Source organism: Clostridium hydrogenum, assembly GCF_021432385.1.
Taxonomy (GTDB): Bacteria; Bacillota; Clostridia; order Clostridiales; family Clostridiaceae; genus Clostridium_S; species Clostridium_S hydrogenum.
Map to the genome: position 1 here is coordinate 1,921,090 of NZ_JAEACT010000002.1, position 18,762 is coordinate 1,939,851.

12 protein-coding genes are annotated in these 18,762 nt (G+C 29.4%); 2 read left to right on the forward strand and 10 right to left on the reverse strand.

Annotated elements, in window-relative coordinates; all coding sequences use genetic code 11:
- Positions 1 to 301: 301 nt before the first annotated feature.
- Both CUEA01_RS08775 and CUEA01_RS08780 read right to left on the reverse strand, forming a co-directional pair.
- Positions 302 to 2,068 carry an ABC transporter ATP-binding protein gene (locus tag CUEA01_RS08775; protein ID WP_234121269.1) on the reverse strand — a complete coding sequence of 589 codons (1,767 nt, stop codon included), beginning with the start codon at positions 2,066 to 2,068 and terminating at the stop codon, positions 302 to 304.
- Complete coding sequence (locus CUEA01_RS08780) at positions 2,065 to 3,795, reverse strand: ABC transporter ATP-binding protein (protein WP_234121270.1); 1,731 nt, start codon at positions 3,793 to 3,795, stop codon at positions 2,065 to 2,067. The genes CUEA01_RS08775 and CUEA01_RS08780 overlap by 4 nt, the downstream gene beginning before the upstream one ends.
- 112 nt (positions 3,796 to 3,907) lie before the next feature.
- On the opposite strand from CUEA01_RS08780, the gene CUEA01_RS08785 reads away from it, so the two are divergent.
- Positions 3,908 to 4,714 (forward strand): MerR family transcriptional regulator, encoded by an 807-nt coding sequence (locus CUEA01_RS08785; RefSeq protein WP_234121271.1) that lies wholly within the window; start codon positions 3,908 to 3,910, stop codon positions 4,712 to 4,714.
- A gap of 74 nt (positions 4,715 to 4,788) precedes the next feature.
- Here CUEA01_RS08785 and CUEA01_RS08790 read toward each other — a convergent pair whose 3' ends face one another.
- From CUEA01_RS08790 to CUEA01_RS08825, 8 genes are all read right to left on the reverse strand, one after another.
- Positions 4,789 to 9,282, reverse strand: a complete 4,494-nt coding sequence (locus tag CUEA01_RS08790; protein WP_234121272.1) for a hypothetical protein — start codon at positions 9,280 to 9,282, stop codon at positions 4,789 to 4,791.
- Positions 9,266 to 10,030, reverse strand: coding sequence for a DUF6063 family protein (locus CUEA01_RS08795; RefSeq protein ID WP_234121273.1), 765 nt, complete (start codon positions 10,028 to 10,030; stop codon positions 9,266 to 9,268). The genes CUEA01_RS08790 and CUEA01_RS08795 overlap by 17 nt, the downstream gene beginning before the upstream one ends.
- A 1-nt stretch (position 10,031) precedes the next feature.
- Complete coding sequence (locus CUEA01_RS08800; protein WP_234121274.1) at positions 10,032 to 11,537, reverse strand: hypothetical protein; 1,506 nt, start codon at positions 11,535 to 11,537, stop codon at positions 10,032 to 10,034.
- Between the two features lie 4 nt (positions 11,538 to 11,541).
- Positions 11,542 to 12,612 (reverse strand): Wadjet anti-phage system protein JetD domain-containing protein, encoded by a 1,071-nt coding sequence (locus CUEA01_RS08805; protein WP_234121275.1) that lies wholly within the window; start codon positions 12,610 to 12,612, stop codon positions 11,542 to 11,544.
- Positions 12,613 to 12,956: 344 nt separating this feature from the next.
- Positions 12,957 to 14,318 carry a hypothetical protein gene (locus CUEA01_RS08810; RefSeq protein WP_234121276.1) on the reverse strand — a complete coding sequence of 454 codons (1,362 nt, stop codon included), beginning with the start codon at positions 14,316 to 14,318 and terminating at the stop codon, positions 12,957 to 12,959.
- A gap of 85 nt (positions 14,319 to 14,403) precedes the next feature.
- Complete coding sequence (locus CUEA01_RS08815) at positions 14,404 to 14,850, reverse strand: hypothetical protein (RefSeq protein ID WP_234121277.1); 447 nt, start codon at positions 14,848 to 14,850, stop codon at positions 14,404 to 14,406.
- Positions 14,843 to 15,298: a DUF3990 domain-containing protein gene (locus CUEA01_RS08820; protein WP_234121278.1), complete on the reverse strand. Its 456-nt coding sequence runs from the start codon at positions 15,296 to 15,298 to the stop codon at positions 14,843 to 14,845. The genes CUEA01_RS08815 and CUEA01_RS08820 overlap by 8 nt, the downstream gene beginning before the upstream one ends.
- 104 nt (positions 15,299 to 15,402) lie before the next feature.
- On the reverse strand, positions 15,403 to 15,621 hold the full coding sequence (locus CUEA01_RS08825) for an NUDIX hydrolase (RefSeq protein ID WP_234121279.1): 219 nt from the start codon (positions 15,619 to 15,621) through the stop codon (positions 15,403 to 15,405).
- Between the two features lie 81 nt (positions 15,622 to 15,702).
- On the opposite strand from CUEA01_RS08825, the gene CUEA01_RS08830 reads away from it, so the two are divergent.
- Entirely contained in the window at positions 15,703 to 18,663 is a 2,961-nt protein-coding gene (locus tag CUEA01_RS08830) for a DUF3427 domain-containing protein (RefSeq protein WP_234121280.1), read from the forward strand.
- The last annotated feature ends 99 nt before the right edge of the window (positions 18,664 to 18,762 follow it).

The following is an 18,762-nucleotide window of genomic DNA, read 5'->3' on the forward strand; positions in this document are numbered from 1 at the left end:
GTTTATCCTAATGCAATGTTTTTCAATTAACAATTCACAGTTCACAATGCACAATGAAGGATGATTTATCTTTCGCTATACTCAGATAAATCTTAAACTTAAATGTTGTCAGCTTGGCTAAGCACCATACATGGCTCAATTGCGTAAGCAATAAAAAAATAAGTTTTAGATTCTTCTACGCTTGCGGAGAAAAATCATCCTTCGTTGTACTCTGTACTCTGTACTTTGTACTCTGCTTTTCAAATTCTAATTTAACAGAATACATTTGGCATTTGCAATTTCGCTGTTTCAACTAGTATATCTATAGTGCGGCATCCTGCATTGCAAATTGTGCATTATAAAGTTGCTCATAGTATCCTTTTTTAGCCAATAATTCCTCATGTGTTCCTTGTTCTACAATATTTCCATCACTCATTACTAAAATTAAATCTGCATTTTTTATTGTAGATAACCTATGTGCAATTACAAAAGAAGTTCTTCCTTCCATAATATTTCTCATGGCATTCTGAAGCTTTTGTTCAAGCCTTGTATCAACAGAGCTAGTAGCTTCGTCTAGGATAAGAATAGGCGGATTGCAAAGAACAGAACGCGCTATTGTCAAAAGTTGTTTTTCCCCTTGAGAAATGTTATTTGCTTCTTCATTTAGTATCATATTGTAGCCACCAGGAAGTGTCGTAATAAAATGATGCACGTTTGCTACTTTAGCTGCACGTATGATTTCTTCTTCACTGGCATTTTCTTTTCCATAGGCAATATTTTCTTTAATAGTTCCATTAAAAAGCCAGGTATCTTGAAGCACCATGCCAAATTTTGCCCTAAGGTCATCACGTTTAATTTGCCTAATATCTACACCATCTATTTTAATAGAACCACCAGTAACATCATAAAATCTCATAAGCAAATTAATTAATGTGGTTTTTCCTACACCAGTCGGTCCAACTATTGCTACCATCTGCCCACTTTTAACCTTGAAGTTTAAATCATGTATTAGCAGTTTATCTTCCGTATAAGAAAATTTTACGTTTTCAAAGGACACACTTCCTATAATATCCCTTTGTTCCTTTACTGTTTCTACCTCTTCTATTTCTTCCTCTTCATTTAAAAAGTTAAATACTCTATTAACCGCAGCTATAGATGATTGAATAGTTCCAGCCAATTGTGTTATTTGAGACATAGGCTGATTTACCTGCCAAATATAACGTATAAAGGCTTGCAGCTGACCTACCTTAATTACACCAGCAATTACATAAAAGGCTCCCCAAATAACTACAACACCAATTCCAATATAAGTTACAAAAGCAACTAATGGATTCATCAATCCGCTTATGAATTGAGCCTTAAATCCACTTTCACACAATTCACCATTAACATTCCTAAATTCATCTATTGCAGCTTCCTGCTTTCCAAATAATTTAATTTCATTAAAACCAGTAAATTTTTCCTGCACAATACCATTTAATCTGCCAAGTGAATCCTGCTGCTTTTGGAACAATGGCTGTGACTTCTTTGTAATTATTTTAGATATAATAGCGGAAAATACTATAATTGCTAAGGAAACTATTGCCATGAAGCTTTGAATCTTAAACATCATAAATATGGCAAGGCTAAGTCCTAAAACAGCATTTAAAATCTTAGCAAAGCTTTGTTGAAGAGCATTTGAGATAGTATCAACATCATTAGAAGCACGACTCAATATATCTCCTAGTGAATTTTTATCAAAATATGCAATTGGAAGTTTTGCAATTTTCGACTGAACTTCCTTTCTTAAATCCACCATAGAGTCTTGTATGGCATCAGTAATTAAAAATTGATAGGCAAAGTTACTTAAAGTTCCACCTACATATATGCAAACTAAAATTATTATTATTTGATTTATCCTTGCAAAATTAACACTTCTCTTTGCTGTAACATCTGAAAATAATTGTGTTGTAATTTTTCCTTCAAAAGTAGGACTTAATGCTACTAAAAAGGCATACAAGATAATTAATATTACTGCTAAAATAATCTTTACCTTATACTTTTTAAGATAAGGAATTAAACACTTAATGCCAATATCTTTCTTTTTCATCGTGCAAGTTCCTCCTTTGTCATCTGACTAGCTGCTATCTCATAGTAAATTTCACAATTCTTTAAAAGCTCGTCATGAGTTCCAATTCCAACTACACTTCCTTCATTTAATACAATAATTTTACCAGCATCCACAATGGAAGATATTCTCTGAGCTACAATCAAGGTAATAGAATCACTAATTTCATCTCTTAGTCTCTTTCTTAGCTTTGCATCTGTTTTGAAATCCAAGGCAGAAAATGAATCGTCAAATATATAAATATCTGGTTTTCTTATAATTGCCCTTGCAATGCTCAATCTTTGTTTTTGTCCTCCCGACAGATTTCTTCCACCCTCTTCTAGTATTTCTTCAAATTGATCTTTCTTATCCGTTATAAAATCATAGGCTTCAGCAATTTTAGTACTCTTTTTTATTTCTGCTTCAGCAGCATCAGATTTGCCATATTTTATATTCTCTTTGATACTTCCTGAAAATAGCATAGTCTTTTGTGGAATTAACCCAATTTTCTTTCGCAGTGATGCTAGGTCATATTCTCTAACATCTACTCCATCTACTTTAATACTTCCTTCACTAACATCGTATAATCTAGGTATTAAGTTAATTAAAGTACTTTTTCCACTGCCTGTACTTCCAATAAAAGCAATTACATCTCCTTTTTGGGCTTGAAAACTTACATTTTGCAGCACAGGGGCTTCGCTGTCTGGATATTTAAAGGTTACATGATCAAATTCTAAAGTTCCACTTCCATCTCCACTAGTTACTGCATTTTCTGAGTTTTTAATGGTCGGCTCTTCATTTAACAATTCTTCAATACGCTCAGCACTTATTTCTGCACGAGGATACATTACAAATACAATTGAAAATAACATGATGGAAAACATCGCATGAAACATATATTCTTCAAAAGCCACCAACTTTCCAACCTGAAGTGTGCCACTATCTATCATTTTACTTGATATAATAAACACAATTACAATTGCAATGTTTAATAGCATAAAGAAAGCTGGTTCTGAAACAGACATAAGTTTAAATAATTTCTTTGCATTATTAGCATAAGCTTCATTTGCCATGGAATATCTTCTGCTCTCATAGCTATCTTTTCGAAATGCACGTATAACCCTAACTCCACTTAAATTTTCTCTTAAAATTCTATTTAATTTGTCCATACCTTTTTGCTGTCTATTACTTATTGGATCACTGGTTTTAGCAATTATAAATACTCCAAAACAAATAATAGGTATACAGCCTCCAATGATAATGGATAAACTGAAACTTGTTCTTATTACCATAAACATACTAATTAAAATCATAACAGGCGTTAACAGGGCTGTTCTAAATATTACATTAATGAATTGCATCAAAACAAAGGCATCATTAGTAGTTCTCGTTATCATACTTGATACGCCGAATTTATTGTACTCAGTATGAGAAAATTCCTGTGCCTTTTTAAAAATGTCATTTCTTATATCTCTTATAATTGATGTACTTACCTTTGAACTGCAATAAGCTAGCACAATGTTTCCAATACCCCCAATGACCGCCACTATTAAGATAAGAACGCCAAGTTTATAAATATAACTTTTATTATCAAGTGCAATCCCATTATCTATCATATTAGAAACAATAGTTGGAATTCCAAGTTCTGCAGTTGCAAATCCAAACACTCCTAATATATTTAAAAATACATACAATCTATATTTTTTTAAATATCGCAAAATTAATCTCATATGTAACCTCTCTTTTGTTAGTATTCTTTTCTAGAAATGATACTTGATTTTGATATCAACATGTACTATCATAAACTATAATGTTACCTTATAGTCAAGAGGAGATACTAAAATGCGTGAGAAATATTTTACTACTGGAGAATTTGCTAAAATGTGCAATGTTGAAAAGCATGTTTTGTTTCACTATGATAGCATTGACTTATTTAAACCTGCAATAATTAGCGAAAATGGCTATCGCTATTACTCCTATGACCAGTATTTTACCTTCTATGTAATAATAAATTTAAAAATGTTAGGTATGTCTTTAAAGGATATAAAAATATATCTTGAACATCGAAATTCTTACCAACTTTTAAAGCTTCTAGAAGAAAAAAGTGCACAAGTAGCCGAAAAAATTAAGTGGTTTCAAGATCTCCAAAAGACCATTGATACCATGAAAGCTACGACAACTGAAGCTTTAAATAGTAATGCCACTATATGCCTAAAGTATCTTCCTAAAGAAATTATTCTAAGATCATATAATATAGATAATACTTCAAGTAAGACCTTTGCAAGTTTTATGCAGGAGTATACAAAGTTTTCTAAAAGCCTAGGCATTACACTTCAAGAATCTGTAGGAAGTATTGTCCCATTAAAAAATGTATTGAATAACAATTTTTCAATGCCTGCTTACTTGTATATAAAATCAGATTCTTTCATTGAAGGCAAAACCGTAATCCGTAAACCCGGCTTATATTTATGTGTATATTTTAAAGGAAAGTATGAATACATGTATAGCGCATATAATGAAATGTTAGCTTACGCTGATAAAAATAACATTACTTTAGGTAATTATTCCTATGAAGAATATATAATTTCTGATATTGCTGAGAAAGAGCCAAAGAATTATGTTACAAAGATTATGATTGAAACTTTGTAAGTTTATCCTGACAAATTACAATTTACCAGGATAAACTTAAGTATTTGCAATTTCTAATTTTAAGGTAGTTTTAATTAACCTCTAACTCTACCCCCATGAACTACTCTACCAACTACACTTCCTAGATTTCCTTCTTCCTCTTCATTATTAATTTTAAGTGCCCAAAAAACAGGAAATCTTTCACTAATTTCTGTTTTTATAATTTCTGGTGCTGCAAAGGCTATAATTTGGAAATTCAATTTATTTGCTATGGTAAATATAGGGTCTAACACATGTGCTCCTGAAGCTTTGCCAAAAGGATTATCTAACATTAATACAGTCCATGGATTTTCATTGCCTAAAGTTTTCTTTTTATAATTCATAAGCATCATAATTATAAAGGTATTTATAGATAGTGTTTGTCCTCCACTGCCCTCAGGTGCATCTCCTTCTCCTGCATTTACAGCTCCCCAGGTTGCATAATGATAGTCCTGAGGTTTTGCATATAAGAATTCATTTTTCTCTGACATTTTATATACTTCTAAACTAGGATACTTTCCCCTTAATGCCTTTGAGAATATGCGTTTGTCACTCATAAGCTCGTCTAGTTGTTTATTATCAAGATTGTCAAAGTCTACGCCCTTCTTTTCTAATTTTCCAATACATTCAATAAAGTATTCATTTAAAAGTATACTAATATCACTTTCTTCCTTTGGTAAAAACTCTTCACCCTTAAGTCTTACAAGTTTAAAAGCATAATTATTTTCATTGACATATACCATTTTATTTACCATTTCTTTTAAACACTCTGATATTTTAATTGCCTGTCTTGCAGCTCTAGAAACCCACTGCTCCTTTGCTTCTTCAGCTTCAAGTTTATCATTTTTTATTTGATTTATTTCTCTTTCAGCATGTTCCTTCATACTTTTAAAAGAATCCTTGTTGCTTACAAAATTGCCTACCTCTGTCTTGTCTCCTATAACTTCTTTAATCTTATGCTTTAAAACCTCATCCTTTATATCGTTTTTTAAGTTTTCCAAAAAAACTTGAAAATTATCCTCAGCAGTTATAGTATGCTTTTTTATAGTTTGAGCTATATTCTTAAATTCTTCTATCCATTTATCAACTTCGTTCTTTTCGTTGTCTTTTATCTTATTCATATCGTACTCTGAAGTTTTTCCTTTTAGTGGATCAATTTCAAAGTATTTAATTTCTGAGATACAATTAGTTATATTTGCCTTTCTCACTTCTAAACCCTTTAATATATTTTCTGTCCTAACTAAATATTCTTTATTATCCTCTATACCACTTTTAATTTTAAATTCTTTTTCTTCTAAATTTAAATTTTCCCACACTTGAGCTGTTTTTTTATGTTCTTCAAATATTTTATTAGACTGCTTTTCTATGTCTTTAGTTATCCCCTCTATAAGACCTTCGAGCTTACTCATATTTTGATATTTTTCTTTAGCTAGCTTTTCTTTTAGTTTTATTTTGCTGGTTAAATTGTCGAATTCTGTTTCTGCAAACTCCAAGGATATATTTTCTAATTTATAGTTTTTCCAATCTAAATCAATTTTTTTCAGCATTTTAAGCTGCCTGTCTATATTTTCTTGAAGCTCCCCTGCATTTTTTTTCAAAAGGGTAATGCTATCATTTTTACTTTCAAGCTTAGAACTTAAGCTTTTTCTATAGGAAATGCTGCTGTATATTTCATCCTGCTTTAAAGCTTCATAATTTGGAGCCTCGCTGCACTCTAAATTATCTTTAAGCTTTGTTTCCTTAAATTCTGCTTCCTTTACAACCTCCCTTATGTCCTTAAGTCCTGGCTCAACAAGTTTAACCTTCCACCTTTCATAGTTTAAATTCTCATCATTTATGTTTTTATCTAAAATTTCTTTTTCCAGTTCTTTTTCACTAAGCTTAGAAGATAAATTATTTAGCTCCTTACTTGCTTCTTTTTCCTCTTTTAATTTTTTCTCTACTTCATTTTTAAATTCTATAAAATTCACAAGTTTTTCAATTTTAAAAGCAAGCTTTTTTATATTTTCATTTGCATTTTCTATATTTTTTTTATTGATATTAAGCTTATCTGTAGAATTGTTTATACTAACCTCTGCAGCACTTATCTCACTTAAATTTTCATTAATACTAAGCTCTATTTGTTTAAGCTTTTGTTCTAAAACTGCAGAGCTTTCAGTTTTAAACATAAGGCTAATATCCCTAATAATTTCTTCTATTTTTTCTATAGAACCTTCAACTATTCTAATGGTTTCTTTTGCTTCAAGTTCTTTTTTGTTCAAGCTTTCCTTCCAAGACACATAACTATCATAATCCTCTACAAACTTTAAAGCCCTATGTTCTACTAATTTGTAGTTAACACTTTCAACTATTTTCATTTCTGTTCGAACATAAATTGGGACTAACGCTCTTAAAAAAATTTCCTTATCTATGTTGCTTTCTATTGTTTTCCATTCATTAATATCCGATATAACTAAACCAAAAGGCAGCATATGGTAACTTGAAAGCATAGTTTTCTTTTCTTCTTCAGAAAGAGCATATAAAAACTGAGTTCCGTAAATAACTTTTATCCCCAAAGCTTCTATTCTATCTTTTACGGCATTTACATCATTATTTGCTATCCAATATTCTTCCGTATTTAAGGTTACATCAATGCTGTTTTCCCATAATTCCTTGTAAAGCTTCTTTGCTTGAAGTTCCTTTTCTTCTTTAAGTTTTTTTACCTCAAATGACTTATTTTGAAGCCAATTTTCAGAATAAGCTTCAAGCAAAGGGTCAAGCTTGCAAACTTCTAAAACCATTAAAAAAAGTTTTTCTTCCTCTTGTTTCTTATTACTATAATTTTCTTCGGTATCTTTTTTGTTTTTCCTATGCTGCTTAAGTTCAATCTCAAGTTTAGCTTTTTTAAGCTTGCTGTTATTTATCTTTTCCTCTAGCTTTTCACCTTCATCCTTTAAAGCCAAAAGTTTTTTATCCTCTTCTTCCTTTTCCTTCTTAATATCTTCAAGTAATAATTCTGGATAAACAATTCTAAAAGGATCAAACTCCGTGCCAAGCTCTTTTTCTTTTTTATCAAATTCTTTCTTCTTATCCTCGATTGCCTTTAAATTAACCTGTATATTCTGCTTTTTTTCATTTAAAGTTTTAATTTCTATTTTTAATTTTGCTTCTTTACTCTTTAGAAAAGCTTCATAGGCTTTATACTGGCTGCATATCTTGTCCCATTTTTCCTGCGTAACTTTCCATTTATCTTTAATTTCTTCTTCTACCTTATCCATTTCCTTCTGTATATCTTTTAAATCCAAAGAATTCATAAGTTTTTCTATTTCTTCGTGAGTAGATTTTTTCTTATATTCATCTTTCTCCATAGGAATAATAAGCTTGTTTATTTCATATTTTTTCTTTTCCTCATTCAAATCATCTATTTCACTATTTACATAGTCAAGCTCTTTTTGCTTATAAGACTTATCTTCTTCATAATCCTGCTTTGTCCTTATTTGCTTTGCATACTCCAAATTATCTTTTTCAAACAGCAGCTCATGTTTTGTTGCTTCTGCTTTAATTTTTTCTTTTTCCCAAATTTCTATTTGATTTAATACATTATTTTGAAGACTGCTTAAACTGCAGTATAGATTGTTTCCTTCTATGATACAGTTATTTTTCTTGTTTTCATAAACAATTCCATGTTCTGCATCTAATATCAGTGGATCTAATGCAGAAGATATATTTTTATAATCCACCTCTCTATTTATAAGTATAGGAAGATTTTTAGTTATAGAAATGTTGCTTTTAAACATATCTCTAAGCACATTCTTATTTTCTTCAAATTGGCTATTTAAATTTTCAGAAATAGCTGGAATGATGTATTCATCAAAAATCCCTTTATTATCTCTTGCCTTTGAAAAATATTCTCCAACTCCACCTTCTACTTTATTTATAAGTTTTAAAATAGACCACTCTGAACGATATATTCCAAACCCTGCTAAATACTGATAATACTCAGAGTTTGTACTTCTTGAATCCGACTCAGAAAACTTTCTAAAATCTCTTTTAGCATTTGTCAAAAATTCCTCTAAGGTTTTATAGCTTACTGCTTTCCTTTCATCTTTTAAATAAAGTGGTATATTTTCTACTGTATATGGTCCATTGTCATAGTGCTCATGGGTATATAAAAAATATCTTATGCCTATTTTTTCTTCTTCCTTTTCTTCATCTTTATTATCAAGCTTTTTTATGGCAGTAATACAAATACCTGTTATTAACCATCTATCTGGCACAGTATCCAGTTTCCACTCCAAAAGCACATGAAAAGTATATGGCTTAAATTGATTACTTTTATTCAAAAACATTCCAGAAAGCTTATTTCCATCATTTTTACCCCATCTAGTATTGGGAAGCATTATTTGAGATATAAGCTGCATAATTACGCCCTTTCCACTTCCATTATTGAGCGTAAACAAAGTATGATCTGGTTCTCCCAGCTTAGTTAAATCAAATATACTATTGTCGTGGCACTTTTTAAAATTATCATACTTATTTCCTACTATTCTGATTTTAGTTAACCTTGGCACTATCTTTTTCCTCCTTTGCAGCTTCTATAAGTTCCATAAATTCCTTGTACCTATCTTGATTGTGATATACCTTGTCTAATCTTTCATATAATTCTAATTTGGGAATCAACTTAAGTTCCTTAGTATTGTTATAAATAAGCTTTTGATCTGCTAAAGGCTTTAATGCCTTATAAATAAAATTAAATCTATTATCCGTAGTATTTACCACATCAATGTTTCCTTTTGTTTTGCTGTTTTTCATTGGTGAAAAATCTTTATTCCACACCTCATCAATTTCTTTAAGTGCTATACCCCAATTTTGACTAAAGCTTTCCTCTTTCTTTTCCCTTGCTATCCAAGAATTTATAATTCCATTAACCAAATCTTCAAGCTTAGCATATGTTATACCCTCTTCTTCCCATCTAATTCTTATATTATTTTCTTTGTCCACTTCAGATAAAAACACGCATATTATTAAGTTAGCTAAATAAAAGTATTTTTTATTCTTTAAGTCTTTATATTTTTCTTTCATTTGAGTATAGGAGTTTGCAAAAATAGATCCATTAGCCGAAGAAATAATATGAAGATTTTCCATAGTTTCTATTATCATAAGTTCTGCTTCTTGTGCCATAGTCTTTACTATTTGCCTCATCTCATTGTCATTTGAATATTCTTCTGCAAGAGGTTCTTTAACAGATACAATATTTTCTTTTAAAAGCATAAAAAATAATGCAGAAGCCTTTTGTATATTTTCTGTTGTGTATGCCATATTAATCCTCCAAATAATTTTTAATATATATTTTATATGGTGATATAAATAAATTTTGTAAACTTAAAGGTTTCTTTTCTTCTTCTAACTTTGAAGCAACTGTTTTTCCAATAAGTTTTTTATATCTCTCATCCTTTTCGCATAATTTATTAAATAAAATTATTCTTTCGTCCATTTCATCAAATTCTTCTGTAGTTTCACTAAAGGTGAGCTCTGTAAGTACAAACATCATAAATATCTCTGTATTCTTTTTTTGACTTAGCCAACTTTCTTGAAGAATGATATCCATAGTTTTAAGCTCTGTAATGCTAAAGCCTTTGCCCTCCATAAATCCATCAAAAATCGGCTGCCAAAGTTCTAGTATTAGGTTCCAATCTACTTTCTTCTTGTTTATAAACTCCTTCTCCTCTTCTTCACTTTTCAAATCTAAATTAACTTCTTCACTTTCTCTCACAGACTGCTGTTCCTGCCATGCCCAATCTAATGGATATATAAATTCAAGCTCTGGAGACAAAATAGGCACTACTAAACTCTCTAGGCAATCAAAGCTAGGAAGCCCATTTTTAACAACTACGTTTTGCCATATGTCCTTTTTAAAGGATACCTTAGAAGTTGTCCAAAAGCTTTCTGGATAATTTACTCTTACTTTTACTTCAAAAGCCATATTGTCTACTACTATTTTTGCAAGTAAATTATGAAGTACTCTAGCCTTTTCTACTTCTTCAAAAAGTTTTTCACCATCTTTTCTCTTATCCTTAGGAAAATTGTATAGCCTATTTTTCCAGGCAAGCATATCTTCAAAGGTCTTTTTTTCATCCTCAAATTGATTTTTTATTTCTTGATCTGTTTTTCTTCTATCTCTTTTAGTATCAAAAAATATCACTTGAGGATTTCTCATAATATCATGCCTATAATCCTTTTCTTTTCGTATTAAATTTCTAACTCTTCCAATTAGGTTATTTACACTGCTTAAAGCTTTATTAAAATTTCCACTTTTGATTAATTGCAGTGTATAAAATTGCTCAACATCAAAGCCAAACTCTTCAAGCATTTCCCTTGTTATAAATATCATTTCTTGAGCTTCTTCTGTAAGCATATACACGGTACTGCCGCCCTTTTCCCATCTTGAATGTTCTCTATCTGGCTTTAAATATTTAAATTTATATGGCTCATGTTCTCTGGTTTCTTCATTATATATTGTACAACTGAAGGGATACTGTCTATCTGGATCTTTGTACCACAACACTCCATCAACAATTCTTTCTATATTTTTATCAGACGTAGGAATTTTCATTTCCCTTAAAATATCTGAAACAATGTATATCATGTCATTGCGCGTTCTATTAGGATTTTCCGTAATCTCTCTTCTAAATATACTTAGTAAAAGATACAGACAAATTTCATGGGCATAATCCTTTAATTCACCTATGTCCATTCCTGTACCAAGCATTCTTATTACATTAATCTTTTTTAACCTGTCCATCATTCCAGTTTGAACTAAATCCATTTATTTATACCGCTCCTTCCCTTTTTAGCAAGTATTCATATGTAATAAATTCTTGAGGAATTCTGCAATTTTCTTTCCAAAGCTCTACTATATATTCTTTATAATTGCCATAATTCTTTTCCTCAAATTCTTTTAATATACACTTTAAACATGCCTCATTTTTTTGCTGATCCTTGCTTTTATATTTTTTATGTACCTCTATAAGCTCAGCATAAGCCTGTACAAGTAACCCTATATTTACCCCATTATACTTGTCCTTTAATGCTTTATATATAAAATATCCATCTGGATCCATATCTCCAAAGTAATATACCGTAACTTCACTTGGCTTAGCTATTTCATCTAAGAAAGAAAAGCTTTTTATAATTTTCTTCCCATATCCAAAAATAAGTGCATCTGGCATTATTCCAAATATTTTTATACCATTTTGAACTGCTTTTTTAAATGAAAAAAATGTAGAGTGATTTTCCAAAATTATTATGGTTTTAATTTCACTAACCCCTCTATTCCAATAAATAAATTGTTCGCCATACTGCTTGGCTTTTATGTCTTCAAGATTTAAAGAAAGTCTTTTAAGCACTTTATTATCTTTTTTTCCACTATCACTATCTGTCAAAAATTTTTCATCATAAAAAAGTTCTAAACATCTTTCTTCTACACTTGCCCACTGCCTATGTTCTTTTTCTTTTAAGAATTTATATATATTTTTTATGTATTCCCATTCTTTTTTAGTTTGATATTCTGGATGCTTAATGTAAGCTTTAAAATTAAGTACATCAGAATACTTAATAATATCCTCATCTTTCCAAGAAGCTTCTATTTTTGAAGTGACCATAGTCCATTTTAGTTTCATTGGAAATTTAGCTTTATTACTATCTGAATTTGCAATTTCTCTTATAATTTTTTCATCCTTTAACTTTTGCATTTCTCCATAAAAAGCCTCATAACCACCAAGTTCATAGTAATTACTTTGTCCCCCGCATTTTTCTATAATAAATAGTTCTAAACGAGCAAGTTCAAATTTTCTATTGTTTTTACATTTATCGTCAAAGAAAGCTTTTATATATTTGCGCATTATATCTTTCCCCTCAATTTTGTATATTTCTATAATTATTATAACAAAAAAAAGAAGCATGTAGATACACAATCTGAAACATATTATATTCAAGATCTAGCGATATGTTCTCATAAGTTTTAGTATATAGGAACATTCACAAGATCTTCCCCAAACCACACCTATCCTAATTCTTTACGTTGGTAAAAATTTGATATAAATTATTAGATATCTTGTCAACAAAAATAAAAAATGCAGAATTAATATTCCGCATTTTCTACAAATTTAAATGTCATCTTCATTGAATTTTTATAATACCAACTATTGCATTACTTTGAAATTTCATTATATACAGCAGTGATTTTTTATCTAAACTTACTTAATTCATCTACAAATGCTGGCCTCTTTTTATATAAATCACTCAACTGATTTTTTAATTGCATTTGCTTTTCCTTTCCAGCTATCTTTTTATATTTTTTTAACATTTCGCACACATACCTATATTCAGATCTATTAAATGAATAACTAGCTTTTTCTTTTATATACTTACAGTAAATATCTATTACTTCGTCACTAAACTTTCCAACTAATCTATTCGCATATAGTTCTATATCCCTATGATTATTCCTTACAAACTCCATAAGTTCATCCAAATCATTCTCTTGTAAAATAATTCTAACATAAATTTTACCTATGTACATTTTGCCATTATTTTTAATTTCTTTTTTTAGATTATTATAAAACTCTTTTGTATTTTCTTTATTTAACTCTTTAAGTTCTCTATAATATTCAAAGTTTCCATGAAACAAAAGTTCCTTTGCCAATTTTTCTTGTTCCTCTTTATTTTGAAGTTTTTTATACACCGTATATCTTATTTTTTTCCATTTATCCTCTAAGTCAACATAATTTCTATCCTTTTTTTCACCTTCCAAAGTTAACTGTACAATCTCACCATAATTTTTTTGTTCCATATATTTATGTATGAGCATTTCTCTAAAATACGTAAATTCTAAATTATCTTTTATAAATTTCTCTGACTCTTCTTTTGTACCATATTTTTTCACTATTTCAAATAATATTTGAAGCATAATTTCGTTATGATATCTGTTATCTGGATCTTTACTTATTAAATCATTAATTTTCCTTACAAGTTTATATCTTAATTCGCTAATATCAGCAAATTTCGAACATATTTGTAATATATCATTTCTATAATCCTCAAAATCATGAAAAACATTATTGTTAATTAGTTCTATCAATTTATTGAATACTTGTTTTCTTAAACTTAAATTCAAATCATCTCTTATAACTATATCTTTACTTATAAATTCCATAGTATTTGCTATTAAATAACCTATATCTCCAGAAGAATAATGCGAATATTTAAAAGCTTCAATAATTTCATTTAGGAGTAAAAGTGAAATGTCAAATGCGAGCATAACATCTTCTTCTTCCCTAGCTCTTTCCAAAATTTCTTCCATAGATTGCATAAAATCGCAGGCATGCTCGTATCGTACAAAACCCGATTCATCTACATATTCTTTTACTATCAAATTTATTAATTTTTTGCATTTTTTAATTTCTTCTTTATTATCACCTTTTGAATATTTAAAAATAATTCTGTTTTTTAAAACATCGTTATTCTCAGTCACATCTAGAATTATATCAATAAGCTTTTCCTTTGAAAGAGCTTCTAATACTTGCTTTATATCCAATTCTTTCTTCATTTTTTTATGCCTTACCTTTGTATATTTTCCATAAATATCATCTATGGTTTTAATTATATCCCGTTTTTGTAAATTAATTCAGATCCTATGCCAGTAACTTTCCTTCTAAATAAGAGTACTTTAAGTATTGAGGATTACTATAATATACTGATGAATTGAAATCTGAAATTTCATCACTTATAAATGATTGAAATACCGAATATAAAACATCTACTATATTATCTTTTTCCGAACTTACATCTATTATTAATCTTTGATAATCTTTGCCTATTGCTTGAAAGCTTGGTATATTATATTTGCATAATCCTACTGAATCAAAGTCTCCCTCTTTAATGTTAAAATACTCTATTATTTCATCTGATACTTGTTCAAATGATAGGCAATGATTAACACTTGCAAGTTCAAGCTGTCTCTCAAGCTCTTTCTTTCCAAGGGTTTTAACAACATCCGCTCTCCTGTTCTTCGTCTTTCTTCCTATGAATTCTATGAGTGAGCAAACATAAAACAAATCATCTTTTTGAGTGTCATTCATTTATAATTTCACTCCTTTCAAATTTAAGACAATCTAAAGCTTTTAACGTATGAAAACTTATTTGGTGTGTAGGATATTTAAACTTTGCCAGTTCCCAAAAAATATTTCTTGTAATGTCTCCGTATAAAAAGTCATTTACATAATTCCAAACGGTATCATCTGCCATCGGTCCTTCTACAATATCATAGTCATGTACTAAGCCGTTTCTACAAGCTGCAATAAAGTCTAACCATTCATCCGTCATATCGTCAAATTTTAATATTTTGAGTTCATTATTTTCTGTGTACGTATAATAATTAACTATGGCATGTCGTCTATTTCTTTTAGCCCATTTTTTTGCTTGCTCAAAATTATTCGTACAGTAAAACCCCCATGAAAAATCTTTTGTATATTTACTTTTTCTTACCTCAGGGAATTCAACAATCTCTCCCGATGCGTGATACAGCATAAAATAATCACCCTTTTCATATCATTTATTGATATTATATCATTTTTATTATTATCCAAAAAGAAAAAGTGATATTTTAAAATCTATAAATATCACCTTCAGCGTTATATCTTTTTAAGTTTTTCAATAACCAATACATCTGCCGGCACCCAATTAAGCTTGTCCACTTCATCCAATGATATCCATTTGGTTGCATTATGAGCATTTAACTTCAGCTCTCCTCCGCATACTTCACATAAGAAGTAGTACATTGTAAGATGAAAATTTGGATAATCATAATCAATTGTAGTTATGTATTTAGAAATTTTAATATTAATCTTCATATTTTTTATTAAAGCTACAAATAAAACAAAGGCATGTTATAATATATACATAAACCCCATTTTTTGCAAGGAAGGTTATATATGAATAACTTAATAAAAACAGATAATTTAAACAATATAAATACTTATATAAATCCTAAATCAATAGATACAACAATTTCAACTGATATTTTAAAGGCAAGTGAAACTGGGTTAATAAATAATTTAGTAGATTCCAACTTAGCACTAAGACCTAAACTTATTATAAATGACTATAGTAAAGGTGAAAAAGTTTTAAGTGATATTGTGACGGAACTTACCAAATGCAATGAATTCATGATATCTGTAGCTTTCATTACAAGCAGTGGACTAACGCCTCTTTTAGAAACTTTAAAATATCTATCTCAAAAAGGAATTCAAGGCAAAATTCTAACAACAAACTATCTAACCTTTAGTGAGCCAAAAGCACTAAAAAAGCTTTTACAATTTCCTAATATAGACGTAAGAATGTATTGCAAGGATAATTTTCATACTAAAGGATATATTTTTAAACATAGTGATCATTATAAACTTATAGTTGGTAGTTCTAATTTAACTCAATCTGCCTTAACTAAGAATAAAGAGTGGAATATAGAAGTATCCTCCTTAGAAGAAGGAAGTTTAACAGAAACTGTATTGAATGAATTTGAAGCTATGTGGATTGAAGCCGATAGTTTAACCGTTGATTGGATTGAAACTTATGAAGAAATATATTCAAAACAAAGAAAAGCTATCCGAGAAAGTATTGTCCCAAGAATCTCTCAATATAAACTAAGACCAAATAAAATGCAGATATCTGCAATTCAAGCTTTAGATAACCTAATACAAAAAGGTATAAAAAAAGCCTTATTAATTTCGGCCACTGGTACTGGTAAAACTTATTTATCAGCTTTTGCTGTTAGAAACTTTACTCCCAAAAGAGCACTTTTTATTGTACATAGAGAGCAGATTGCTAAACAAGCCCTAGATAGCTATAGAAATGTATTTGGTGACACTAAAACCATGGGAATACTTTCTGGTAATTCAAAAGAGGTAAATAAAACATTCTTATTTTCAACAGTGCAGACATTATCGAAAGATGAAGTACTATCAAGTTTTCCTAAAAATGAATTTGACTATATTATTATAGATGAAGTTCATAAAGCTGGTGCAATTAGCTATCAAAAAATTATTGACTATTTTGAACCAAAGTTTTTATTAGGTATGACAGCTACACCAGAAAGATCTGATGACTTTAATATTTTTAAAATATTTGATTATAATATAGCTTACGAAATTCGCCTTCAACAAGCCCTAGAAGAAGACTTACTTTGTCCATTCCACTATTTTGGAATTACAGATATATCTATAGATGGAAACGACTTAAATGAAACTACTGATTTTAGATATTTAGTCAGTGATGAGCGTGTCAAACACATTATTGATAAAATTAACTTTTATGGCTACTCAGGCGATAAAGTAAAGGGGCTAGTATTTTGCAGTGATAAAAAAGAGGCTATAGAGTTATCCTTTAAATTTAATAAGCATGGATTAAGAACTTTAGCATTAACTGGAGAAAATACTCAGGATGAACGTGAAGATGCCATTGAGCGTCTTGAACAAGATGAAAATACTAATTGCTTAGATTATATTTTTACAGTTGATATTTTTAATGAAGGTGTAGATATCCCCGCCGTTAATCAAGTTGTAATGCTAAGGCCTACTAAATCAGCTATAATTTTTGTACAACAATTAGGCCGTGGTCTTAGGAAACATGATAATAAAGAATATGTTGTTATCATTGATTTTGTTGGAAATTATAATAGTAATTTTTTAATTCCAATAGCTCTCTCTGGTGATAAAACCTATAATAAAGATGCCATAAGAAAATATGTTTTAGAAGGAAATAGAGTAATTCCTGGCTGCTCTACAATTAATTTTGACGAAATTTCAAAGAAGCGAATTTTTGAATCTATTGATAGCGCAAACTTTAACGATATCAAACTTATAAAAGATAGTTATATTAATTTAAAGCATAAACTTGGTAGAATTCCTAAATTAATAGACTTTGATATACATGACTCCATTGATCCTACAAGAATTTTTGATAATAATAGTTTAGGCTCATATCATAAATTTTTAAAGAAATATGAAAAAGAATATGATGTAAAGCTTACTGATGTTCAAGAATCTTTTGTAGAATTTATTTCTAAAAAACTTGCCCCTGGAAAGCGGATTCATGAATTAGAAATGCTTAAATGTGCAATAAATTATAAATTTGATTTAATATTTAAGTTAAAGCAAGTTTTAAAAGAAAAATATGATATAAAGTTTAAAAACAGTACAGAAACCTCTATAGTTAACGTGTTAACAAATGAATTTGCCAGTGGATCTAGTAAAAAAACCTATGAGGACTGTATATTCTTACAAAAGGATGCAGTGGATTATAAAATTTCACAAGTTTTTGAGGAAAACTTAAAAAACAAAGAATTTAAAGACATTGTTGTTGAATTAATTGAATTTGGCATATACAGATATAACAAGTTTTATAGCAACCGCTATATGGACACAAACTTGCAATTATATCAAAAATACACTTATGAGGATGTCTGCAGATTATTAGAATGGGAAAAAGGCGAAGTAGCTCTTAATATTGGAGGTTACAAGTTTGACAAAAAAACTAAGACTTATCCTGTTTTTATTAACTATACTAAATCTGAAGATATAAGTGATACTATAAATTATAAAGATAGATTCGAATCTCCATCAAAATTAATTGCAATATCCAAATCAGGTAGGACAGAAAAATCAGCTGATATTGTACAAGCATATAGTGCTGAAAAAGATGGTGTTGAAATGAGTTTATTTGTTAGAAAAAATAAAGATGATAAAATATCAAAAGAATTTTACTATCTAGGAAAAATTAAGGCTACAGGATTGCCACATTCAATTACTATGGAAAACACTAGCAAAACAGCTGTAGAAATCGAATATCAGTTATATACTCCTGTAAGAGAAGATATTTTTAGTTATATTACTTCATAAAATTTTATAAAGGGTTACCGACTCAACTATTAAGTTATACATGTCTCATAATGCCCAGAACATGGTATTTTGAAACATGTATAACTTAAGTTTCGGTAC